General features: G+C 45.7%; 20 protein-coding genes. All 20 read left to right on the forward strand.

Going from position 1 to position 23,230, the window contains the following annotated elements:
• The first annotated feature begins 794 nt into the window (after positions 1-794).
• The 20 genes from AR337_RS01120 to AR337_RS01215 all read left to right on the forward strand — a co-directional run bounded on the left by AR337_RS01120 (position 795) and on the right by AR337_RS01215 (position 23,211).
• Positions 795-1,520: a GntR family transcriptional regulator gene (locus AR337_RS01120; protein WP_059170168.1), complete on the forward strand. Its 726-nt coding sequence runs from the start codon at positions 795-797 to the stop codon at positions 1,518-1,520.
• Positions 1,521-1,588: 68 nt separating this feature from the next.
• Complete coding sequence (locus tag AR337_RS01125; protein ID WP_059170169.1) at positions 1,589-2,692, forward strand: BMP family protein; 1,104 nt, start codon at positions 1,589-1,591, stop codon at positions 2,690-2,692.
• A gap of 171 nt (positions 2,693-2,863) precedes the next feature.
• Positions 2,864-4,387 (forward strand): ABC transporter ATP-binding protein, encoded by a 1,524-nt coding sequence (locus tag AR337_RS01130; protein ID WP_059170813.1) that lies wholly within the window; start codon positions 2,864-2,866, stop codon positions 4,385-4,387.
• Positions 4,384-5,463, forward strand: a complete 1,080-nt coding sequence (locus tag AR337_RS01135; RefSeq protein ID WP_059170170.1) for an ABC transporter permease — start codon at positions 4,384-4,386, stop codon at positions 5,461-5,463. Before AR337_RS01130 ends, AR337_RS01135 begins: the two co-directional genes overlap by 4 nt.
• Before the next feature lies 1 nt (position 5,464).
• On the forward strand, positions 5,465-6,415 hold the full coding sequence (locus tag AR337_RS01140; RefSeq protein WP_059170171.1) for an ABC transporter permease: 951 nt from the start codon (positions 5,465-5,467) through the stop codon (positions 6,413-6,415).
• A gap of 209 nt (positions 6,416-6,624) precedes the next feature.
• Positions 6,625-7,911, forward strand: a complete 1,287-nt coding sequence (locus tag AR337_RS01145; RefSeq protein ID WP_059170172.1) for a pitrilysin family protein — start codon at positions 6,625-6,627, stop codon at positions 7,909-7,911.
• On the forward strand, positions 7,904-9,205 hold the full coding sequence (locus AR337_RS01150; RefSeq protein ID WP_059170173.1) for a pitrilysin family protein: 1,302 nt from the start codon (positions 7,904-7,906) through the stop codon (positions 9,203-9,205). Before AR337_RS01145 ends, AR337_RS01150 begins: the two co-directional genes overlap by 8 nt.
• Positions 9,206-9,320: 115 nt before the next feature.
• The gene (locus tag AR337_RS01155; protein WP_059170174.1) at positions 9,321-10,043 is read left to right on the forward strand and encodes an SDR family oxidoreductase; all 723 of its coding nucleotides are present in this window, start codon (positions 9,321-9,323) and stop codon (positions 10,041-10,043) included.
• A gap of 79 nt (positions 10,044-10,122) precedes the next feature.
• A complete protein-coding gene (locus tag AR337_RS01160) occupies positions 10,123-10,380 on the forward strand; it encodes a DUF3243 domain-containing protein (protein WP_059170175.1) in 258 nt (85 codons plus the stop codon).
• 151 nt (positions 10,381-10,531) lie between these two features.
• Positions 10,532-11,326, forward strand: coding sequence for a DUF3388 domain-containing protein (locus AR337_RS01165; RefSeq protein ID WP_059170176.1), 795 nt, complete (start codon positions 10,532-10,534; stop codon positions 11,324-11,326).
• Positions 11,327-11,338: 12 nt separating this feature from the next.
• On the forward strand, positions 11,339-12,238 hold the full coding sequence (locus tag AR337_RS01170; protein ID WP_367576239.1) for a helix-turn-helix domain-containing protein: 900 nt from the start codon (positions 11,339-11,341) through the stop codon (positions 12,236-12,238).
• Positions 12,239-12,297: 59 nt separating this feature from the next.
• Positions 12,298-12,876, forward strand: coding sequence for a CDP-diacylglycerol--glycerol-3-phosphate 3-phosphatidyltransferase (pgsA, locus tag AR337_RS01175; protein WP_059170178.1), 579 nt, complete (start codon positions 12,298-12,300; stop codon positions 12,874-12,876).
• Positions 12,877-12,905: 29 nt separating this feature from the next.
• Positions 12,906-14,156 carry a competence/damage-inducible protein A gene (locus AR337_RS01180; RefSeq protein WP_059170179.1) on the forward strand — a complete coding sequence of 417 codons (1,251 nt, stop codon included), beginning with the start codon at positions 12,906-12,908 and terminating at the stop codon, positions 14,154-14,156.
• Positions 14,157-14,429: 273 nt separating this feature from the next.
• Positions 14,430-15,473 (forward strand): recombinase RecA, encoded by a 1,044-nt coding sequence (gene recA / locus AR337_RS01185; protein ID WP_059170180.1) that lies wholly within the window; start codon positions 14,430-14,432, stop codon positions 15,471-15,473.
• Positions 15,474-15,809: 336 nt separating this feature from the next.
• Complete coding sequence (rny, locus tag AR337_RS01190) at positions 15,810-17,369, forward strand: ribonuclease Y (protein ID WP_059170181.1); 1,560 nt, start codon at positions 15,810-15,812, stop codon at positions 17,367-17,369.
• Positions 17,370-17,997: 628 nt separating this feature from the next.
• Positions 17,998-18,795, forward strand: a complete 798-nt coding sequence (locus tag AR337_RS01195; RefSeq protein ID WP_059170182.1) for a TIGR00282 family metallophosphoesterase — start codon at positions 17,998-18,000, stop codon at positions 18,793-18,795.
• Between the two features lie 169 nt (positions 18,796-18,964).
• Positions 18,965-19,225: a stage V sporulation protein SpoVS gene (spoVS, locus tag AR337_RS01200; RefSeq protein ID WP_010193268.1), complete on the forward strand. Its 261-nt coding sequence runs from the start codon at positions 18,965-18,967 to the stop codon at positions 19,223-19,225.
• Between the two features lie 164 nt (positions 19,226-19,389).
• Positions 19,390-20,313, forward strand: a complete 924-nt coding sequence (locus AR337_RS01205; protein ID WP_059170183.1) for a dipeptidase — start codon at positions 19,390-19,392, stop codon at positions 20,311-20,313.
• 297 nt (positions 20,314-20,610) lie between these two features.
• Entirely contained in the window at positions 20,611-22,344 is a 1,734-nt protein-coding gene (locus AR337_RS01210; protein WP_059170184.1) for a 2-oxoacid:acceptor oxidoreductase subunit alpha, read from the forward strand.
• Positions 22,345-23,211, forward strand: coding sequence for a 2-oxoacid:ferredoxin oxidoreductase subunit beta (locus tag AR337_RS01215; RefSeq protein WP_059170185.1), 867 nt, complete (start codon positions 22,345-22,347; stop codon positions 23,209-23,211).
• The last annotated feature ends 19 nt before the right edge of the window (positions 23,212-23,230 follow it).

Below are 23,230 nucleotides of genomic sequence, written 5' to 3' on the forward strand. Positions count from 1 at the left end.
TAGGAGTCGCCACCCTCCATTTCAATCAACTGAAATTTCCTTAATATAAAGGACACTATATATGGGGTGACCTGCCATGATGACCAAAAATCAAGCCAATGATGTGAACAATTGGAAGTAATCTTAGGTTTAATTTAACCTGGTTCTTCACCATAAGTGCTGGTTTATAATTAATATGCCTAACTTTTATGTTGATTGGAGCGGAGGGCACCGACTCCAGCGGGATGCAGCGGCAAGGTGGAGACCCCACAGGCGCAAGCGCCGAGGAGGCTCCACTGACGCCCCGCGGAAAGCGTGTGCCCGTAGCGCAAATCAACACATTCGCCAAAACCACTTTTGTGGGGAAGAACGTTTAACCTTCGTAATTTCCATATGAATTACAAAAGGCGGCGAGTGGGTAACCTCTCGCGGCCTTTTGTCGACAGTCTGGGAAGCCGGAAATCTCGGCTTCTTTTTTCGTTAATTTGGGTTTATCAAATGTCATAGATTGATAATCCCTAAGAATATGCCAGACTATAACTTTTTAATAAAGAGAGGCAAATCGGAAAGAACTTCTCTGAAATAGGTAGAACCTACTATTTCAACATTCCATCACACATGATATTATTATTGGCCTTTAGCAAAAGAGCGACTGGATTGTCAATAAAAATTTACGGATTTCGACAATTTTTGTTTTCCAAAAAATTGACTCTATCCTATTTATTTATAGCTGGAAAAATGTTATAGTATTGTCGATTAGTAGGAATGATTAAACATCAGATGTCTGATGTCTCAGAAAAGCCTGGAGGATGTACATGTCTATAAAGTCAGATAATCGTCATTTGTATTTGCAGGTGATCGATCGTTTAAAGCAGAATATTGGAGAAGGCGTTTACAAAGAAAGAGAAAAGCTGCCTTCGGAATTCGATCTTGCTAAACAACTGGGGGTGAGCAGGGCGACGCTTCGGGAAGCATTACGCATTCTCGAAGAAGAAAACGTTATCATTCGCCGGCATGGTGTTGGTACTTTTGTTAACGCAATGCCGCTGTTTACATCCGGGATCGAGCAGCTAAGCAGTGTGACGAACATGATCATACAGGCAGGCATGAAGCCAGGCACAATATTCCTGAGTTCATCAACACAACTGCCGGCGGAGGAGGATATTCGCCGTTTCTCATTAGGCCAGGATGAAGGAATTGCCGTGACCGAGAGGGTAAGAACCGCTAATGGGGAACCAGTTGTCTATTGTATAGACAAGGTACCTGTACGCATATTGCCCGAGGCATTCTCCCATCAGGAAGAATCCCTTCTTTCCATTTTGGAAAACCAGGCAGGCCGGAGAATTACATACGCGGTAGCCCAGATTGAACCGCTCGGCTATCACGATAAAATTTCTCCTATCCTTGAATGCGAGCCGGAAACAGCTTTATTGGTGTTAAAGCAAATGCATTTCGATGAAACGGATGAGCCAATCCTCTATTCGGTTAATTATTTCAAAGCAGATAAATTCAGCTTTAAGGTCCTTAGAAAGAGGGTTTAGAAAACTGTCTACTTTTGCTGAGAACCATTTCTACTAAATCAAACAATTATTTTTAGGGGGACAATGCCTTGAAAAAGCGCAAATTAGGTTTGTTTATGTCGCTGCTCTTGTCTGCGGGGATGCTTTTGTCTGCTTGTGGCGGTAAAGACGATTCCAAGGGTGTAGATGGAGACGGAAAGAAAAATGACCTTAAGGTAGGAATGGTTACTGACGCGGGTACAATCGATGATAAATCATTTAACCAGGGTACTTGGGAAGGTATTAAAAAAGCGGAGGGCGAGCTTGGCGTTAAGACCAAATATCTGAAGCCATCCGGTACGACTGAAGCAGATTATCTGAAAGAAATCGGCAACCTGTACGATGCAGGCTACAAATTCATCGTAACACCTGGTTTTAAGTTCGAAACTGCTGTATTCAAGGCACAGGACAACTATAAGGATGCAAAATTTGTCATTATTGATGGAAATCCTCACAACGGCGATTTTAATCCAGTCGTGAAGGAAAATACCGTTGCTATTTTCTTCGCAGAACACCAAGCAGGTTTCTTGGCAGGGGTAGCTACTGCCCTTGAACTGAAAGAAGGCGAAGCAGGTTTCATCGGCGGAATGGAAATCCCTCCAGTCCAGAAGTTTAACTGGGGCTTCCAGCAGGGTATTAAATACGCCAATGAAAACTTGGAAACCAAGATTGGCATGAAGAAGGAAAACTTTATTTACCAAGGCTCATTTGACAACGTTGCTGCAGGCGGCCAGATTGCAGCCTCCATGTTCGACCGCGGAGTTAATGTCATTCACGCAGCTGCAGGCGGTGTTGGCGTTGGTGCGATCAAGGAAGCGATCAACCGTGTTAAAGACGGTAAAAATGTATGGATCGTCGGAGTTGACGTAGACCAGTACGAAGACGGTAAATATGATGGGGACAAGTCAGTTATCCTTACTTCTGCGATGAAGAAGATTGACCTATCCGCATTTGACATGATTAAGGACGAACTTGACGGCAAATTCCAGGGCGGCAAGACCCTCATGTTTGATGCTAAAAATGATGGCGTAGGCATTCCTGATGAAAACCCTAACTTGAGCGATGATACATCCAGCAAGGTTAAAGAGGTTTACGAAAAAGTTAAGAGCGGAGAAATCGAAGTAAAGAGTGAACAAGGCGATCTGTTCAAGTAAAAAAAACGTGTGTACAAAATGAGACGGTTCTTTTCCCGTCTCTTTTGTATATTGGACTTGAAATATAGGACTCTTGCAAACTACCAGACCCGGGGAAGGTTTCTTTGTTCCGGAAACGGGTTTTTCCTTTTAACATTAAGGAAACAGTAAATGGCAAAGGTGAGTGTAACGATGAATTATGTAGTTGAAATGCTTAATATCCGGAAGGAATTCCCGGGTATTGTTGCCAACGATAATATCTCCCTATCTTTAAAGAAGGGGGAAATACACGCTCTCCTCGGTGAAAATGGTGCGGGAAAATCAACCCTGATGGGCGTCTTGTTCGGGATGTACCAGCCGGAAAAGGGAGTAATCAAAGTTCGTGGCGAAGAAGTTCGCATCACAAATCCAAATGTCGCGACAAGGCTTGGAATCGGGATGGTGCATCAGCATTTTAAGCTGGTGGAAAATTTTACAGTCACCGAAAATATCATTCTCGGGAGCGAGCCGATAAAAGGTTTGGTCCTTGATATTGACAGTGCAGCTAAAAGAATTGAAGATTTATCAAAATCATACGGCCTTAATGTGGATCCCCATGCGAAAATTGAAGATATCTCCGTTGGAATGCAGCAAAGGGTCGAAATTCTGAAAATGCTCTACCGGGAAGCGGAAGTACTGATTTTTGATGAACCGACAGCGGTATTGACTCCGAGTGAAATCGATGAACTAATGAAAATTATGCGCAATCTGATTAATGAGGGCAAATCAATCATTATCATTACCCATAAACTAAAAGAAATTAAAGCCGTAGCGGACCGATGCACGGTAATTAGAAGAGGGAAGTCGATTGGTACTGTGGATGTGGCCGAGACTAGCACAGAACAACTTGCCGAAATGATGGTCGGACGCCATGTATCCTTTAAAGTGAATAAGAAAGAAAGTACGCCAGGCGATGTCGTATTGAAGATAGATTCTCTTTCCGTAAAAAATAACAGAAAAGTGCTTGCGCTGAAAAACTTCTCACTCGAAGTGCGCGCCGGGGAAATCGTTGGGATAGCAGGGGTTGACGGGAACGGCCAAACCGAGCTTGTTGAGGCCATTACGGGACTCAGGAAAGCGGATTCAGGATCAGCCCAATTAAATGGCGAGGAAATCATTGCCCTTCCCATTAGGGATAGAATCGAAAAAGGGATCGGGCATATTCCGGAAGACAGGCAGAAACGCGGGCTCGTGCTTGACTACACGCTCGAATCCAATATGGTTTTGGAAGTTTTCAATAAGAAGCCTTTTTCAAAATACGGTTTATTGAATGAACCCGAAATGAAAAAATACGCGAATAATATCCTTGAAAATTTCGATGTCCGTTCCGGTAAAGGCGCAGCGTCGATAGCCCGCACACTATCAGGCGGAAATCAGCAAAAAGCGATTATCGGAAGGGAAATGGAACTAGATCCGAAGCTATTGATTGCGGTACAGCCGACAAGGGGGCTGGACGTCGGTTCAATTGAATATATCCATAAACGGCTTATTGAGCATCGGGATAAGGGGAATGCCGTTTTACTCGTTTCCCTCGAGCTTGATGAAGTCCTCCAGCTCTCCGACCGGATAGCAGCCATAAACAATGGGGAGTTAATCGGCGTCGTGAATGCATCCGAAACGAATGAAAACGAAGTAGGGCTCATGATGGCTGGGGTAAACAAGGAGAGAAGCGTATGAGAAATGCCATTGTATCTTTAATTGCGATTGTCCTCGGCCTCATTGCTGGCGGGATTTTGATGCTCTCAATCGGTAGCAACCCTATTGAGGGATATATGTATTTAATGCAGGGAGCTTTTAAAAACATCAAGCGTATCGGTGACACTCTTGCCACCGCTACACCGCTTATTTTTACTGGTCTTTCAGTAGCATTTGCATTCAGGACAGGCCTTTTCAATATTGGTGCTTCGGGCCAGATGTTGATTGGCGGCTTATGTGCCTCTGCGGTCGGCCTGACTTATGATTTTTCACGGCCGGTCCTTCTGCTTGCAATGATCGCGGCTGGCATCCTGGGCGGCGCATTGTGGGCGTTTCTTCCCGGATTGCTGAAAGCGAAATTCAATGTCCATGAAGTCGTCGCCACAATCATGATGAACTGGATTGCTTATTGGACCGTTTATTATGTTGTACCGGGCTATTTTAAAGGCGAATTCCTTGAAACTGAATCGAAGAAATTACCGGAAAAAGCTACATTGAAAGTCCAGTTTTTGACGGATATGTTCGATGGTTCCTATATCAACTTTGGAATATTCCTCGGCATTATCAGTGTCATCATTATCGCTTTCATTATTAACAAAACAACGCTTGGATTTGAGTTAAAAGCGGTAGGATTTAACCGGCATGCGGCGGAATACGCGGGAATGCGGGTAAACAGGAATATTATCCTTTCGATGGTTATCTCGGGAGCGCTTGCTGGCCTTGGCGGAGTCGCGATGTATACAGGCAATGCCTCGAGCATCCAAATTGGAATCCTGCCATTCCAGGGCTACGACGGAATCGCGGTTGCGCTCCTTGGGAACAATACGCCGTTTGGAGTGTTTTTCGCAGCCATCTTGTTTGGGATTCTTTATTCCGGTACAGGCTTTATGAATGCCATGACGGAAATCCCGCCTGAACTAGCGAACACAATCATTGCCATCATCATTTATTTTGCGGCCACTAGCGTCCTGATCCACCGCCTTGTCAATAAATTTTGGAAGCGCGGTTCCGAAGGCAATGTGAACGATGTGCCGGCGGCAAAGAAGGGGGAAGCATAATATGTGGACCATCATAGAGCAAATATTTCCTTATGCGATTGCTTTTACAGTTCCTCTTCTGATTACTGCATTGGGCGGCCTTTTTAGTGAAAGAAGCGGTGTCGTCAACATTGGGTTGGAGGGCTTGATGATCATTGGCGCATTCGCAAGCGCGCTGACAGTCCACTTCCTGAGCGACGTGTGGAAAAATGATACGATGGTTCTTTGGGCGGGGCTTTTCGCGGCGATGGCAGCCGGCATCCTGTTTGCCACACTGCACGCCTTTGCGAGCATTAATTTGAGCGCGAACCAGATTATCAGCGGTACAGCAATCAATTTAATTGCCGCTGCACTAACGATTTTCCTTGCGAGAAACATCACCGGGAGCGGAAATATCGGGGTAAGCGGATTTACTCCTAAATCGGTTCCCTTACTTTCAAAAATTCCTGTCATAGGCGATTTGTTCTTTACAAAAACCTACCCTACGACATGGTTTATACTTATCATTCTTTTTCTAAGCACATTTATTTTGTATAAAACGAAATTCGGTCTCAGATTACGGTCTTGTGGTGAATTCCCGCAGGCTGCCGAGGCGGCGGGAATCAATGTGCTGAGAATCCGGTACGCGGGCGTGCTGATTTCCGGGGCTTTCGCCGGATTGGGCGGAGCAATCATCATCCTTACGTATGCCGGGGAATTCACGGGTACAGTATCCGGACTTGGGTTCCTTGCCCTTGCTTCCCTGATTTTCGGCCAGTGGAGGCCGCTGGGTGTTTTGGCCGCAACGTTCTTCTTTGGATTCGCGAGCACGATTGCCAACGTTTCGCAGGTTATTCCGGAACTGGCCGTCATTCCGCCAATCATCCTGAAGATTTTCCCTTACGTCGTAACGTTGATCGCCCTGGTCGTATTCTCCAAATCATCCCAGGCGCCAAAAGCGGTCGGCGAACCATTCGACTCGGCGAAACGATAATTTTATGCGGAAAAGCTTTAAATGTATGAAAAAGCCTCCTGGCCATCCAGGAGGCTTTTTTAATGCTGGGCAAACATAAGCTGTATTAGTTGTAAAAACGAGTCCTGACAAATTATAGTTAGAATAGAATGTAAATGGCATGGGGAAAATAATATGGAAAAAATTATGGATTTTATTTCCTATTGCGCTTACTAAAGGAGGCTTTTCACATGAGCTTATTGCCGGAAAAAACGTTTTCAATGCAAGGGTATAATCTTCATGTAACGAAAACGGGAAAATATAAAACAAATGCGATTGTTTTTAAAATGAAAGCCCCATTGAATGAGGAAACGGCTACACTAAGAGCCCTTTTGCCCCATGTGCTACAGAGCAGCTCTGCCAGTTATCCAACAACTACTTTGCTCCGATCCTATCTCGATGACCTGTACGGTGCTGTCCTTAGTGTCGATCTCGCCAAGAAAGGAAACTCCCATATTATCACCTTTTACATGGAGATAGCCAATGAAAAGTTCCTGTCCGATCCCTCGCCTTTATTGAGGAAGGGATTGGAATTAATAAAGGAAATTATCGTAAATCCCTTGCTTGAAGGAAATGGATTTTCCGTTGCTACGGTCGAAAAGGAAAAAAGGACACTAAAGCAGAGAATCCAATCGACCTTTGATGACAAGATGCGCTACTCGAGCTTTCGCCTCATAGAGGAAATGTGCAAGGGTGAGCCTTATGCAATCAATGTGAATGGCAGGCTTGAAGATGTTGATTCCATTACCCCCGAAAACCTGTACGAGTATTACCGGAGGATTTTGGCAGAGGACGAGATGGATCTGTTTGTTATCGGTGATGTCGAAGAGGAAGAGGTTAGGGAAATAGCTGGAGAGTTATTCCAGTTTGAACAAAAGCAATCGAATAGGAATGGCAATACCGCCCTTGGAAAAAAAGGTGAGCCAAAGGTTGTAAAAGAAGAACAGGATGTGAAGCAAGGGAAGCTGAATATCGGCTATAGGACAAATGTTCTTTATGGCGACCCGGATTATAATGCCCTGCAGGTTTTTAACGGTATTTTCGGAGGGTTCTCACATTCCAAGCTGTTCATCAATGTCCGTGAGAAGGCAAGCCTCGCCTACTATGCTGCCAGCAGGCTCGAAAGCCACAAAGGGCTGATGCTCGTCATGTCGGGGATTGACCTGAAGAATTTCGACCAGGCGGTAGGAATTATTAAGGAACAAATGGAAGCGATGAAAAAAGGCGATTTCTCGGATGAGGAGCTCTCACAGACAAAAGCTGTCATCGTAAACCAGCTTCTTGAAACAATTGATACGAATAGAGGCATAGTCGAAGTCCTTTACCACAATGTAGCGGCCGGAAAACAGGTTCCTTTTGACAGTTGGTTAAAGGGCATGCAGGAAGTCACCCGTGAAGAAATCATTGCCGTAGCCGAAAAAATCGAACTGGATACCATTTATTTTCTGACAGGAAAGGAGGCCGCCAATAATGGATAAGATTAAATTTGACCAATTAAAAGAGGAACTTTATTATGAAAAAATGCCGAACGGGCTGGACGTGTATATCTTGCCGAAAAATGGGTTTAACAAGACATATGCCACCTTTACAACAAAATACGGCTCGATTGACAATACGTTCAAGCCGGAGGGCAAGGATGAATTCGTCAAGGTTCCGGACGGGATTGCCCACTTCCTTGAGCATAAGCTGTTTGAAAAGGAAGACGGTGACGTTTTTCAGCAGTTCAGCAAGCAAGGCGCTTCCGCGAACGCATTTACTTCTTTTACAAGAACTGCCTACCTTTTCTCAAGCACGTCCCGTGTTGAAGAAAATCTTGAAACGCTAATCGATTTCGTTCAGGACCCTTATTTTTCCGAAAAAACAGTTGAAAAAGAGAAGGGGATCATCGGGCAGGAAATTACCATGTATGATGACAACCCGGATTGGCGCCTTTATTTTGGGTTGATTGAAAATATGTACGAAACCCATCCTGTTAAAATTGATATAGCCGGCACCATTGAATCCATTGCGAAAATCGATAAAGATATGCTGTATGAATGCTACGACACCTTTTATCACCCGGCGAATATGCTATTGTTTATTGTTGGCCCTGTTTCTCCGGAGAAGATAATGGGGCAGGTAAGGGAAAACCAGTCAAGGAAACAGTTCGATGACCGGCCGCCCATTGAGCGGAAGTTTGATGCGGAGCAGGCAGGGGTCGCGAAGGCGAAGCAAGTTCTGAAAATGAATGTCCAGACACCAAAATGCTTGGTGGGTCTGAAAGCTGCCCATACCGATACGAACGGAAGCGAAATGCTTGTCCAGGAACTTTCCATTAATCTGCTTCTTGATATCTTGTTCGGAAAAAGTTCGGAAAACTATATCCGCCTTTACGATAACGGCCTGATAGACGAGACTTTTTCCTTTGATTATACACAAGAGCAAGGATTCGGCTTTGCGATGATTGGCGGAGACACAGCAAATCCTGATGGCCTGGCCGATGCATTGCGGTCAATCCTTGAGAAAACCGGGGAAGGGTCCATTACAGAAGAACAGCTTGAAAGGGCCAAGCGGAAAAGGATTGGATCATTCCTAAGAGCGGTCAACTCACCAGAATTTATCGCCAACCAGTTCACACGATACGCATTTAATGAAATGGATTTATTCTCCGTTGTACCCGAACTGGAAAAACTAACGGTTGATGATATCCGCAAAGCGGCAAAGGAACTATTTTCGGAAGAACGCTTCTCGGTCTGCCAGGTTGTACCGGCCGGAAGTGCAAATGCCGGTTAAAAAAGCGCCTTAAAGGCGTTTTTTTTACGATATGTTCCCAAATTCTAAAACGGATTGCAAAAGTAGTAAATTTGGTTTACAAAAGAGAAATAATTGATTTGGGGGTGAGGAGGATATGGGGAAATACGTACTGATAACCGGCGCAAGCGGCGGTATTGGACGTGCAATTGCGATGGAACTTGCTGAGCAGGGGTACAATCTGTATCTCCATTACAATGCAAATAGGGAATTGGTTGAAAGCCTGCTAATCGGCCTATCCGCTTACGGTGGGGAGTACATTCCGGTTCAGGCGGACTTTTCAAAGGAGGCGGGTTATAAAGGCTTGCTTTCCCAGTTGTCCGAGCTTGACTCCGTAGTCCATTGCGGAGGGATGAGTATGTATGGGCTGCTGCAGGACCTGGAGGATGAAGATGCTGTGCGGCTATTCAATATCCATGTCTTGAATCCAATTCTTTTAACAAAAGCATTAATTCCAGGACTTTTGAAGAAAAAATCGGGCTCGATTGTGTTTATTTCATCCATATGGGGTGAAACCGGAGCCGCTTGCGAAGCCGTGTATTCAGCCGCAAAAGGGGCACAAAATTCGTTTGTCAAAGCGTTAAGCAAGGAGCTTGCCCCTAGCGGTATCAGAGTTAACGCTGTTGCTCCGGGCGCTGTGGAGACACCGATGCTGGCAGGATTCGAACAAGGGGAAATCGAGGACTTGGCTGCTGAAATCCCGATGGGAAGGCTTGGAAGGCCACAAGAAGTCGCCAGTGCCGTAGGATTCCTCCTCTCTGCGCAGGCGTCCTATATTACCGGCCAGGTATTGTCTGTAAATGGCGGATGGTATACATAATTAACATTGAAAAATCCAGGTATATTTTTGCCAGCCCTCCGGGAAACTAACGTTGTATTACGAAATAGGAGGAATTTCAATGTCAGTACTGGATAACTGGAAACAGTGGGAAGATTTCTTGGCAGACAGGCTTCATCAAGCCCAGGACGAAGGAGTCAACAAAGAAGTCGTTTCGGATTTGGCTTATCAGATTGGTGATTATCTCGCAAACCAGGTTGAGCCTAAAAATGAACAGGAGAGAATCCTGGCAGATCTATGGTCTGTGGCTGATAAAGATGAACAGCAAGCCATCGCAAACATGATGGTAAAACTCGTTCAAAATAACGGCACCCGCTAAAAGAGAGGACTCCCTCTCTTTTTTTTTTGTTTTCCGCCAGCACAATGAAACTCGAGCCGCATTGTTTTTCTTTCATCTTCTAACAAAATCATATAATATAGGTTTAGATAATATGATGAAATTTGTCAGAAGGCTTAGCCAGGAGGTAACTATGGCGAAAAAAGAATGGTACGTCGAATATGAAATCCAACAAGACCGGCCCGGCTTGCTGGGAGATATCTCATCCCTTCTTGGCATGCTCTCCATAAATATAGTAACGATAAATGGTGTCGACCAGGGCAGGCGCGGACTATTGATTCGAGCGGAAAGTGATGACCAGATCCAGCGGCTTGAGTCGATTTTACAAACAATGGATACAATAAAGGTAATCAAGATAAGGGAACCGAAGCTTAGGGACAGGCTTGCAGTCAGGCATGGAAGGTATATCCAGCGTGATGCGGATGATAAGAAAACGTTTCGGTTTATACGGACTGAACTCGGTGTCCTAGTGGATTTTATGGCTGAACTATACAAGCAGGAGGGCCATAAATTAATCGGCATCAGAGGGATGCCCCGTGTCGGCAAGACGGAATCGATTGTCGCAGCGAGCGTCTGTGCGAACAAAAAGTGGCTTTTTTTGTCCTCCACTCTTTTAAAGCAGACGATCCGAAGCCAACTGATTGAGGATGAATATAGTGAGAACAATCTTTTTATCATTGATGGGATTGTTTCCACTAGAAGGGCAAGCGAACAGCACTGGCAGCTGGTGAGGGAAATTATGCGTCTTCCTGCTGTAAAAGTGATTGAGCATCCTGATATGTTTGTTCGTAATTCGGAATATACGTTGAATGATTTTGACTATATTATTGAACTCCGCAATGATCCGGACGAGGAAATTACATACGATGTGGTCGAAAAGGAAAATAAACCTTTTACTGCATCCAATTTTGGGGATTTCGATTTTTAAAAAAGTTGGAAGGTGTTTGAATTGACGGAATTGGGAAACCGATTAAAGGAAGAGCGGCTTGCAAAAGGCTTGAGCCTTGATGACCTGCAGGCAGCCACAAAAATACAGAAAAGGTATCTGTCCGGCATAGAAGAGGGGAATTACTCAACAATGCCGGGGGATTTTTATGTGCGTGCTTTTATTAAGCAATATTGCGAAGCGGTAGGGTTGAATCCGGATGAAATTTTCGATACATATAGTACGGAAATTCCATCTCCCTACAAACAGGATCTCCCTGAACAGCTGTCCAGGGTAAAAACTAGAAAAGGTATTGGGGATAGTGGATCGAGAGTGTTGGATATCCTTCCTAAAATACTGTTTTGGGTGTTTGTATTGGGAGGGGCCGCACTGATTTATTATTGGTTCCAGCAAAACGCTGCAAGTAATTCAGATTCTGAACCCGGCTTAGTAAAAGAGCCAGCCAATATTGTTGAACCAAAGGAAAAACCGGAAGATAAGAAAGAGGAAGAAGCAGGCTCAGGGAAAGAAGATGACGAAAATAAGCAGGAAGAAGAGCCCGCTGAGCCAGAGACACCTGCCCAGGAAATGGTTGTGGCAAAATCATCCGGTGGCAATACGACTTATGACTTAAATAGTGCGGAAAAATTTGAGCTGAAGATTGTTTCCACAGGTGAAACCTGGGTAAGTATAAAAAATGGCAGTGGCAAATCTTTCTTCCAGGGAACATTGGCTGTTGGCAAAGTAAGCGAAAAAACAGTTGATTTTTCCAATGAAGCGGAAGCTGTATTAAGAGTCGGGAGAACCGGTGATACTGACATTTTCGTAAATGGCCAGAAGCTGGAATATGCTATACCGCCAACGAAATCGGTCTCTCAGAATATTACAATCCGCTATAACAAAGGGAATGAATAGTCATCCTGCATGATGGCTATTTTTTCTCGCCCTAGACAATAACCCTTGGAGGAAAGACAATGAATGTGCCTAATAAGATAACAATTTCGAGAATTTTTTTAATCCCTGTATTTATGATAATCGTATTATTCCCGTTTGATTGGGGAACCGTCAGCCTTCTCGGCGCGACGATGCCTGTCACCCATTTTATAGGGGCGCTGCTGTTCATCATAGCGGCATCCACAGACTGGGTCGATGGCTATTATGCCCGGAAATACAAGCTTGTCACGAATATGGGGAAATTCCTTGACCCGCTTGCCGATAAACTGCTTGTATCAGCAGCGTTGATTGTGCTTGTGGAACTGCAATTTGCGCCATCCTGGATTGTTATTTTGATCATCAGCAGGGAATTCGCCGTTACAGGCCTAAGGCTCCTGCTAGTTCAGGGCGGCGAAGTAGTTGCGGCCAATATGCTTGGCAAAATTAAGACATGGGCGCAGATTGTGGCGATTTCCGCATTACTGCTCCATAATATCATTTTTGAAATGATCTCCATTCCGTTTGATGATATCGCCCTTTGGGTAGCGTTGATTTTTACGGTTTGGTCTGGTTGGGATTACTTTGCAAAAAACATGCATGTCTTTAAAAATTCAAAATAAAAGCCATATAGTTAAGGTGTGATCAATGGGTGAACGCTGAAATAATAGCTGTGGGTTCTGAACTGCTTCTTGGACAAATCAATAACACGAATGCCCGCTTCCTTTCAGGGCAGCTTGCACTTATAGGAATCAATGTTTACTTCCATACCGTAGTTGGTGATAATGCAGGGCGCTTGAAGCAAGCATTGGAAATCGCCGAAGGCCGCTCTGACCTGATTGTCATAACAGGAGGGCTCGGACCGACCAAGGACGACCTAACAAAGGAAACGATTGCCGCGCATCTTGGGGTTGGACTTGAAACCGATGAACAGGCGATGGAATCGATCGAGCTTTTCTTTAAAAGGACAAACCGCATTATGTCGGAAAATAATCGTAAGCAGGCCATTGTTTTAAAAGGATCGCAGGTGCTTCCGAATGACCACGGCATGGCTCCAGGTATGGTCATGAAAACTGGAGAAAAGCTATACATGCTGCTCCCTGGGCCACCAAGTGAAATGGAGCCAATGTTCCTAGCTTACGGCGCTTCGGCACTTACCAGCAGGCAGTCTTCACAGGAACAGATTGTCTCCAGAGTCCTCCGGTTTTTCGGAATCGGGGAAGCAATGCTGGAGAATGAAATCGAAGACTTGATTGACAGCCAAAGCAACCCGACGATTGCCCCTCTGGCAGCCGAAGGGGAAGTGACATTAAGATTAACAGCCAAACATTCCATCATTGGAAGCGCAATTGAATTGCTCGATGAGATGGAAAAGAAAATCCTCGATAGGGTCGGCAGCTATTTTTATGGCTATGACGACACCTCCTTGATGAAGGAACTGGCGAAAAAATTACAGGAGACCGGCCAGACGATTTCTTGCGCCGAGAGCCTTACGGGCGGAATGTTCCAGCAGGAGTTTACCGCCATTCCGGGCGTCGGGTCCAGCCTAATGGGCGGGGTAGTTTGCTACACAAATGAAGTAAAAGCGAACGTCCTCAAAGTCCGGAAGGAAACTATCGAAAAGCACGGGGTAGTCAGCGCGCAATGCGCCGCTGAATTGGCTGAGAATGTCGCTGTGCTCATGGATTCAACAATCGGTATTAGCTTCACCGGTGTGGCGGGCCCAGATGAACTTGAAGGAAATCCTGTCGGGACGATCTTCATTGGGATTAGCGTGAACGGAAAACCGGCTTCGGTTGAGAAATTGAACCTTGGCGGGAGCAGGAATGCGAACCGGATAAGATCAGTCAAGTATGGATGCCATTTTCTCCTTAAGGAACTGAATAAACAAAAGGAAGCCTGATTTTTAGCCGGCTTCCTTTCCTTTTCGGCTGGCGAATGTTCAGATAATGGGTGGAAATGGCTGAACCAACAAAAAAATAGGCCCATAATGTCTAAATCGTCCGGAGATCAGGTCTTTTTGGGACGGATTTGGCTTAAGAAAAAATCGAATAAATGTTCGTATTTTTGCTGGACAAACCCAAAGGAAAATTGTATATTATTAATAGAAGCAATTTGCTAGATTAGAGTCAATCGCTTATGCTTTTATATATATGATTTTGAAGGAGGAAACACAGTGAGTGATCGTCAGGCTGCCTTAGAAATGGCCCTAAAGCAAATAGAAAAACAATTCGGAAAAGGTTCCATCATGAAGCTCGGTGAAAAGACGGAGAGCAGGATTTCCACAATCCCGAGCGGCTCGCTCGCACTTGATGCAGCCCTTGGGGTAGGCGGATATCCTAGAGGACGTGTCATCGAAATTTATGGACCGGAAAGCTCGGGTAAAACGACAGTGGCTCTTCATGCAATCGCTGAAGTCCAGGCTGCTGGCGGCCAGGCTGCTTTCATTGATGCCGAGCATGCCCTTGATCCGGCATATGCGCATAAGCTTGGAGTCAATATTGATGAACTTCTTCTTTCCCAGCCAGATACCGGAGAACAGGCTCTTGAAATTGCTGAGGCCCTCGTCCGAAGCGGCGCCGTGGACATCGTTGTCGTCGACTCCGTTGCTGCATTGGTTCCGAAAGCTGAGATTGAAGGGGAAATGGGCGACTCGCACGTTGGTTTGCAGGCACGCCTGATGTCCCAGGCGCTCCGTAAGCTATCCGGGGCCATCAATAAATCGAAGACCATTGCCATTTTCATTAACCAAATCCGTGAAAAAGTCGGCGTCATGTTCGGGAATCCTGAAACAACTCCTGGTGGACGTGCGCTTAAGTTCTATTCGACAGTCCGCCTTGAAGTTCGCCGTGCGGAAGCATTGAAGCAGGGAACTGAAATGGTCGGGAATAAGACGAAAATCAAGGTTGTTAAAAATAAGGTCGCCCCACCGTTCAGAACCGCAGAGGTTGATATCATGTACGGGGAGGGCATCTCCAAGGAAGGCGAGGTTATTGACCTTGGTTCCGAGCTGGATATAGTCCAAAAGAGCGGCTCCTGGTATTCCTATAATGAAGAGAGGGTTGGACAGGGCCGGGAAAATGCGAAGGCGTTCTTAAAGGAAAATCCTACAATCCTCCGCGAGATTCAGCAGAAAATCCGTGATCACTATGGCCTAGACGGTGAAAAGACTGTCAAGGAAGCGGATGAGGATCCTGGACAGTTCGAATTGATCGATTAATCCGATGGGAAAGCAGAGCCGACATGGCTTTGCTTTTTTTTTGTTGTCGTTCAGGAAATGATAAAATCGAACCTTGTGGATAACTAAAATATGTTGTATTTCAGCTCCACATGGGCACTTCCGCCTTTTGCCCATCGCGTATTCCGAATATTGAGAGCGTTAAAGGACTAACCCTTGACAATAAATATTGGCAGCTATACAATTAACATTGTATATTTTACATTTTTGGTAATTTTACATGTTAAAAAGCCTTGGTGCTTGCTGTATGTTGATTGACAATGTACATGCCGACACTTGAAAATGTAACAAAAGTTCATAGCAAGAGGAGGTGTAACAATGGATCCAATTCATATCATCTCCATTTTGCTTGGCCTATTCGTCGGTGCGGTTGTTGGCTATTTTATTCGTAAATCCTTTGCGGAAAAACAAGTAGCTGGTGCAAAAAGCGAAGCAGCACAGATTCTTGATGATGCAAGACGGGACGCAGATGCCTCCAAGAAGGAAGCCCTGCTTGAAGCAAAGGATGAAATTCACAAGCTTCGCACAGAAGCTGAACGTGAGATTCGTGAACGAAGAAACGAACTGCAAAAACAAGAAAACCGGTTGCTTCAAAGAGAAGAAAATTTGGACCGGAAGGATGAAACGCTCAATAAGCGTGATATTCAACTGGAGAAAAAGGATGATTCTCTTAACCAAAGACAACAGCATATTGAACAGATGGAAAGCAAAGTGGACGAGATGGTACGGGCCCAGCAGGCCGAGATCGAACGGATCTCCGGCATGACCAGGGAAGAAGCTAAAGCGATTATTCTGGACCAGACAGAAAAAGAACTTGCCCATGACATGGCCATGATGATCAAGGAAACTGAAAACCGCGCGAAAGAGGAAGCTGACAAGCGGGCGAAGGAAGTCCTTTCCCTCGCAATCCAGCGTTGCGCTGCGGACCATGTGGCAGAAACCACTGTTTCAGTTGTCAACCTTCCAAATGATGAGATGAAAGGCCGCATAATTGGCCGTGAGGGACGTAATATCCGGACCCTTGAAACATTGACAGGTATCGATTTAATTATCGATGATACTCCTGAAGCGGTTATCTTATCCGGGTTTGACCCAATCCGCCGTGAAACTGCCCGCCTAGCTCTGGATAAACTCGTTCAGGATGGACGGATCCACCCGGCGCGCATTGAAGAAATGGTTGATAAAGCAAGGCGTGAGGTGGATGAGCATATCCGCGAAATCGGTGAACAGACGACCTTTGAGGTCGGTGTGCACGGATTGCATCCTGACTTGATCAAGATTCTTGGCCGTCTCAAATTCCGTACAAGCTACGGACAGAATGTACTCAAACACTCAGTGGAAGTGGCCCACCTTTCGGGGTTGTTGGCTGCCGAACTTGGCGAAGACGAAACACTTGCCCGCCGTGCGGGGCTTTTGCATGATATTGGGAAGGCAATCGACCATGAGGTTGAGGGAAGCCATGTTGAAATCGGAGTGGAACTTGCTACCAAGTACAAGGAGCATCCGGTTGTCATTAATAGCATCGCATCCCATCATGGAGACAAAGAGCCAACCTCCATCATCGCGGTCCTCGTGGCTGCAGCTGATGCTTTGTCAGCCGCACGTCCTGGCGCGCGAAGCGAAACACTGGAAAATTACATCCGCCGCCTGGAAAAACTCGAGGAGATTTCTGAATCCTACGATGGCGTTGAGAAATCATTCGCGATTCAGGCAGGCCGTGAAGTAAGAATCATGGTTAAGCCGGAAGCAATCGATGACCTGGCAGCCCACAGGCTGGCAAGGGACATCCGTAAACGTATTGAAGAAGAGCTCGACTATCCGGGACATATTAAAGTAACGGTTATCCGTGAAACCCGTGCAGTGGAATATGCGAAATAAAAAATGGACAGCGGCAGTCATGCCGCTGTCTTATTTTGTTGATTGATCATACAGGAAGACAGTTTAAACGAGCATCCCGTGTGAATACGGGTGCTTTTTACTATTTTGGAGGGTTATTTGTAGAAAGTCAGTATAAAAAACAGTGAAAATCAAAATTAGTAGGAAATATTTATACTTTAGGTGTAATTTTAAACAATTGGGCAAGTATCCCTAAGACTCCAGGAACTTATTCGCCCCATTATTTAAAAGATTCACCCCATTTTCTCAACAATTCGCCCTGTTATTCCACCTATTCGCCCCTATCTTAATATTCAGAAAAATACCGGGGCTCTTGCTGAAAAACGAGGCCCCGTATTTTAGGCAAACCCTTTGCAAGCCAATATGAGTACAGTCTCCATTTGCTCGCATTTAACAAGGGCAATACTGGGGCAGAGAGGTTATAGGGGGGCTTCTTGTGTCGTTAAGCGCGGGTAATCGTGACCCAGACTATGTTTTCGGAGCGCCTTGTGTCTCGAAAAAGCTGATCCCTACGGCGTAGAAAGAGCGTATTGGCGCCGGGTACTCGGATAAATGCCATACGAATGTGATACAATGAGGGAAAAGACAATAAATAGCATTGGAGAGTACCATGAATATCTTATTTATCGGTGATGTAGTAGGTTCCCCAGGCCGGGATATGGTAAAAGAATACCTCCCGAAAATCAAAGAAAAATACAGGCCGCATCTGACAGTCGTAAATGGTGAAAACGCCGCGGGAGGCAAGGGAATCACGGAACAAATCTACAAAGGATTCCTTGAGGCTGGTGCCCAGGCTGTTACCCTTGGGAATCATGCGTGGGACAACCGGGACATTCTCGACTTTATTGAACGGGCAAAAAATATGGTGCGTCCGGCAAATTTTCCAGAAGGGACACCCGGAAAAGGGATTACCTATGTGAAAATAAATGATTTGGAAGCTGCAATCATTAATCTGCAAGGCCGGACTTTTTTGCCGCCAATCGACTGCCCATTTAGAAAAGCGGACGAGCTTGTGGAAGAAGCGGGCAAAAGGACGCCGTTCATTTTTGTTGATTTCCATGCGGAGGCAACGAGCGAAAAGCAAGCGATGGGCTGGTACCTCGATGGGAGGGTTTCCGCAGTGGTCGGTACCCATACACATGTACAGACAGCCGATAATCGTATATTGCCTGGTGGGACAGCTTTTATTACGGATGTAGGAATGACAGGACCGTATGACGGCATCTTGGGTGTTGAAAGGGATGCTGTTCTAAAACGTTTCCTTACTTCCATGCCGGTCCGGTTCGAAATCCCGAAGGAAGGGCGCTCCCAATTGTCGGCTGTCTCAATTGAGCTTGACCGAAAAACGGGAAAGGCAAAAAAGATTGAGCGAATTTTAATCAACGACGACCATCCTTTTTACAGCTAATTAAGACATGTCCGCAATGCACCCGACAGGAAAGTGTGAACTAGCGAAATATCCTCCAACACGGAATATGTCCCATTGGCCATGAATATAGTATCAATGGAATGATATATACCTGACTTGTCCATGAGCTGCTCATGCGGGATCGGGATTATATGAGGAGGAGCTAGGAATGGAAATATTAAAAGTTTCAGCAAAATCTAATCCTAATTCTGTAGCTGGTGCGCTTGCCGGGGTCCTGCGTGAAAGAGGCGGAGCGGAAATCCAGGCGATTGGTGCAGGTGCATTGAACCAGGCTGTAAAAGCAGTAGCGATTGCAAGAGGGTTCGTGGCGCCTAGCGGAGTGGATTTAATTTGCATCCCTGCATTTACCGACATCCTGATTGATGGGGAAGAGCGGACAGCAATCAAGCTGATAGTCGAACCAAGATAAGACAGTGTTTTGCCGCCCTGCTGGAGAGAAGAATGCCGCTTCACTTTTTCTAGGGAAAAGAACCTAAATAACGTTAGAACCTGCTTGAATATATACCAAGCAGGTTTTTTCATGCAATAATAGAGGATGAGAAACAAAACCCGAATCAAGGAGATGGAACGGTAATGAATATATTTGATGGCCACTGTGATGTCCTTTTAAAACTGTATGAGGACAAAGAAATCCAATTCACTAATTCCCCGAAGCTTCAGGCGAGTTTGAACGGAATGAAGAGCTCTGGTATCAAAGTACAATGCTTTGCCATATACGTACCGACTGAAATCGGTCCTGAGCATTTGTTTGATGCAGCCGAGCAAATGGCGAAAATTTTCCATGAAAAAGTCGTTAACGAGAATGAGGGCGTTGTCCATGTCAGGAGCAAAGAAGAAATCGTCCGCTTAAAGGAAAATGAAATCGGCGCGATGCTTACCCTGGAAGGCTGTGACGCGATTGGCAGTGACATCGAAAAATTGAAAACTCTGCTGGGATACGGCGTATCATCCGTCGGCCTTACCTGGAACTGGGCCAATGCGGTTGCCGATGGAGCGAAAGAACAAAGTGGGAGAGGCCTGACGCCATTTGGCAGGGAGGTTGTCGAGCTGCTGAATGAAACGAAAACATGGTGCGATGTTTCTCATTTATCCGAAAGAGGTTTTTGGGATGTAATTGAGCTGTCCGATTACCCTATGGCTTCCCATTCCAATTCCTATACGCTTTGCCGCCATCCCAGAAATTTGAAGGATGACCAGATTAGGGCGCTGATTCGCAGGGATAGCGTAATGGGCCTTACCTTTGTCCCTTATTTTTTAACACAGTCAGGGGAGGCAGGCATCAGCGATATTCTTGCCCATCTTGACCATGTTTGTTCTTTGGGCGGGGAGGACCATGTCGGTTTCGGTTCCGATTTTGACGGAATTGAAAAGACGGTCAACAAGCTAGCCTCCATATATGACTATTCCAATTTAGTGAATGAGCTACAAAAACATTATTCTGAAATACAAGTAGAAAAGTTTTTATTTGAAAATATGGAAAAGAGGCTTACTGTATAAAAAGCCTTTCTTTTGCTGATAGACATGAATTCTCCGCTACCCGAGAACGTTTGAGAGATATATATCATTGTATTAAAAATATATTAAATTTTTCGACAGGAAAGGGCCGCAAAGGGTTGCATTTTTGTCGACATAGGTCTAGAATTGATAGCGTTTAGTACCCATCCAGATAAATTCCTAAGTGCTTGCCATCCTTGGGATTCAAGCGTATTCCTAGTTGTTTATTTGGAAAAGTGCTACACTTTTAGTAGAAAGTCAATACTATTATTCTTTTACATATCCAAAGGGGTGTAAAGCATGATCAATCAACTTTCCTGGAAAGTTGGAGGGCAACAAGGGGAAGGTATTGAAAGTACGGGAGAGATATTTTCGATTGCATTGAATCGCCTGGGTTATTATCTGTATGGATACCGCCACTTTTCTTCTAGAATTAAAGGCGGACACACAAACAATAAAATTCGGGTAAGCACGACTCAAGTTCGTTCCATTTCGGATGATCTTGATATTCTGGTAGCTTTTGACCAGGAAACGATCGACCTGAACTACAAGGAGCTTCACAGCAAGGGGGTTATACTTGCCGACGCCAAGTTCAGCCCTAAAAAGCCTGAGGATACACAGGCCGCAATGTATTCGGTTCCATTTACTGATATTGCCACTGAGCTGGGAACTTCGCTTATGAAAAACATGGTGGCCATTGGTGCGACTACGGCAGTCCTGGATCTTGATATTTTAGTATTTGAAGAAGTTGTCCGCGAAATCTTCGGCCGCAAAGGCGACCAGGTTGTTGCGAAAAACATGGAAGCTATCAAAGCCGGCCGTGATTTCATGATTGAACAGCTTGCGGGAATCAGGACCATGCAGCTTGAAAAGGCGGATGGCCAGAAAAGATTGTTCATGATTGGGAACGATGCGATTGCATTGGGAGCGCTTGCAGGAGGCTGCCGCTTCATGGCTGCCTACCCAATAACACCGGCATCCGAAATCATGGAATACCTAATCAAAAAACTGCCTCCACTAGGCGGAACAGTTATTCAGACAGAAGACGAAATTGCCGCGGCTACGATGGCAATCGGTGCGAACTATGCCGGTGTCCGCGCAATTACCGCTTCCGCTGGCCCTGGGCTTTCGCTTAAGATGGAAGCAATCGGACTTGCGGGCATTACCGAAACACCGATCGTCATTGTCGATACACAGCGTGGCGGTCCGTCAACAGGACTTCCGACCAAGCAGGAGCAATCCGACTTAATGCAAATGATTTATGGGACTCACGGTGAAATTCCTAAAATTGTTATTGCGCCTAGCACAGTACAGGAAGCTTTTTACGATACTGCCGAAGCACTTAACCTTGCGGAAGAATACCAGTGCCCAGTCATTATCCTTTCAGATCTGCAGCTTTCCCTAGGCAAGCAGACTGTGGAGCCGCTTGACTTCAGCAATGTGGAAATCCGCCGCGGCAAGCTACAGACAGGCGAACTTCCGGAAATTGATAATAAAGGTTACTTCAAGCGTTACGAGGTAACAGAGGACGGCGTATCTCCTAGGGTTATCCCAGGCATGAAAAATGGGATTCACCACGTAACTGGGGTTGAACACGACGAGACAGGCAAACCGTCCGAATCAGCCACAAACCGGATTGCGCAAATGGATAAGCGTTTCAGGAAAGTCGAAAACATCCGATTCAATACGCCTGTGCACACGAATGCTCCACATGAGGAAGCTGACCTTCTTATTGTCGGCTTTAACTCGACAAGAGGAGCGATTGAAGAGGCGATCGGACGCCTTTCAGCGGACGGCCATAAAGTGAATCATGCACACATCCGCCTGGTTCATCCGTTCCCAGCGGCTGAATTACTGCCGCTCGTGCGTTCTGCAAAAAGGGTAATGGTAGTCGAGAACAACGCAACCGGGCAGCTGGCAAATATTATGAAGATGAATGTGGGACATGCCGAAAAGATGTTCAAGCTTTTGAAATATGACGGAAACCCATTCCTTCCTAATGAAATTTACACAAAAAGCAAGGAGTTGTTCTAAATGGCAACATTTAAGGAATTCCGCAATAATGTTAAACCGAACTGGTGCCCAGGATGCGGGGACTTTTCCGTGCAGGCTGCCATCCAGCGCGCAGCTGCTAACGTTGGCCTGGAGCCGGAACAACTTGCCGTCATTTCTGGGATCGGCTGTTCAGGCCGAATCTCCGGTTATATAAATTCCTATGGTTTCCATGGAATCCATGGCCGTTCACTGCCAATTGCACAGGGAGTTAAAATGGCAAACCGTGATTTGACTGTCCTTGCTTCCGGCGGGGACGGAGACGGCTTCGCTATCGGGATGGGGCATACCATCCATGCGATCCGACGCAACATCGACATTACGTACATTGTTATGGACAACCAGATTTACGGGTTGACGAAAGGGCAAACCTCGCCAAGGTCTGCCGCCGGCTTTAAAACAAAATCGACGCCTATGGGTTCGATTGAGCAGGCAATCGCCCCAATGGAAATGGCGTTGTCAGCTGGCGCTACTTTCGTTGCCCAAAGCTTTTCAACCGACTTGAAGGATCTTACTGCCCTGATTGAAGCGGGCATCAACCATAAAGGATTTTCCCTGATCAACGTTTTCAGCCCATGTGTTACTTATAACAAAGTGAACACGTATGACTGGTTCAAGGAAAACCTAACGAAGCTGAGCGACATTGAAGGCTATGACCCGCATAACCGCGAGCTTGCCATGCAGACGCTCATGAAGCATGACGGACTTCTGACAGGCCTTATTTACCAGAACACGGAGCGCCCTTCTTATCAGGAGCTAATTAAAGGCTACTCTGAAACTCCGCTGTCTTCTGCAGACCTGAACCTTGACCAGGCGCATTTTGACAAGCTTGTCGCTGAATTCATTTAACCACCCTTTTGGAATTACA

This window comes from Bacillus sp. FJAT-27445 (genome assembly GCF_001510665.1).
GTDB lineage: Bacteria > Bacillota > Bacilli > Bacillales > Cytobacillaceae > Bacillus_D.

Coding starts and splice junctions, on each gene's coding strand:
- spoVS (WP_010193268.1), top strand. CDS start 18,965: ATGGAAATATTAAAAGTTTCAGCAAAATCTAATCCTAATTCTGTAGCT.
- AR337_RS01145 (WP_059170172.1), top strand. CDS start 6,625: ATGAGCTTATTGCCGGAAAAAACGTTTTCAATGCAAGGGTATAATCTT.
- AR337_RS01130 (WP_059170813.1), top strand. CDS start 2,864: ATGAATTATGTAGTTGAAATGCTTAATATCCGGAAGGAATTCCCGGGT.
- pgsA (WP_059170178.1), top strand. CDS start 12,298: ATGAATGTGCCTAATAAGATAACAATTTCGAGAATTTTTTTAATCCCT.
- AR337_RS01195 (WP_059170182.1), top strand. CDS start 17,998: ATGAATATCTTATTTATCGGTGATGTAGTAGGTTCCCCAGGCCGGGAT.
- AR337_RS01155 (WP_059170174.1), top strand. CDS start 9,321: ATGGGGAAATACGTACTGATAACCGGCGCAAGCGGCGGTATTGGACGT.
- AR337_RS01140 (WP_059170171.1), top strand. CDS start 5,465: ATGTGGACCATCATAGAGCAAATATTTCCTTATGCGATTGCTTTTACA.
- AR337_RS01165 (WP_059170176.1), top strand. CDS start 10,532: ATGGCGAAAAAAGAATGGTACGTCGAATATGAAATCCAACAAGACCGG.
- rny (WP_059170181.1), top strand. CDS start 15,810: ATGGATCCAATTCATATCATCTCCATTTTGCTTGGCCTATTCGTCGGT.
- AR337_RS01210 (WP_059170184.1), top strand. CDS start 20,611: ATGATCAATCAACTTTCCTGGAAAGTTGGAGGGCAACAAGGGGAAGGT.
- AR337_RS01135 (WP_059170170.1), top strand. CDS start 4,384: ATGAGAAATGCCATTGTATCTTTAATTGCGATTGTCCTCGGCCTCATT.
- AR337_RS01150 (WP_059170173.1), top strand. CDS start 7,904: ATGGATAAGATTAAATTTGACCAATTAAAAGAGGAACTTTATTATGAA.
- AR337_RS01120 (WP_059170168.1), top strand. CDS start 795: ATGTCTATAAAGTCAGATAATCGTCATTTGTATTTGCAGGTGATCGAT.
- AR337_RS01215 (WP_059170185.1), top strand. CDS start 22,345: ATGGCAACATTTAAGGAATTCCGCAATAATGTTAAACCGAACTGGTGC.
- AR337_RS01205 (WP_059170183.1), top strand. CDS start 19,390: ATGAATATATTTGATGGCCACTGTGATGTCCTTTTAAAACTGTATGAG.
- AR337_RS01160 (WP_059170175.1), top strand. CDS start 10,123: ATGTCAGTACTGGATAACTGGAAACAGTGGGAAGATTTCTTGGCAGAC.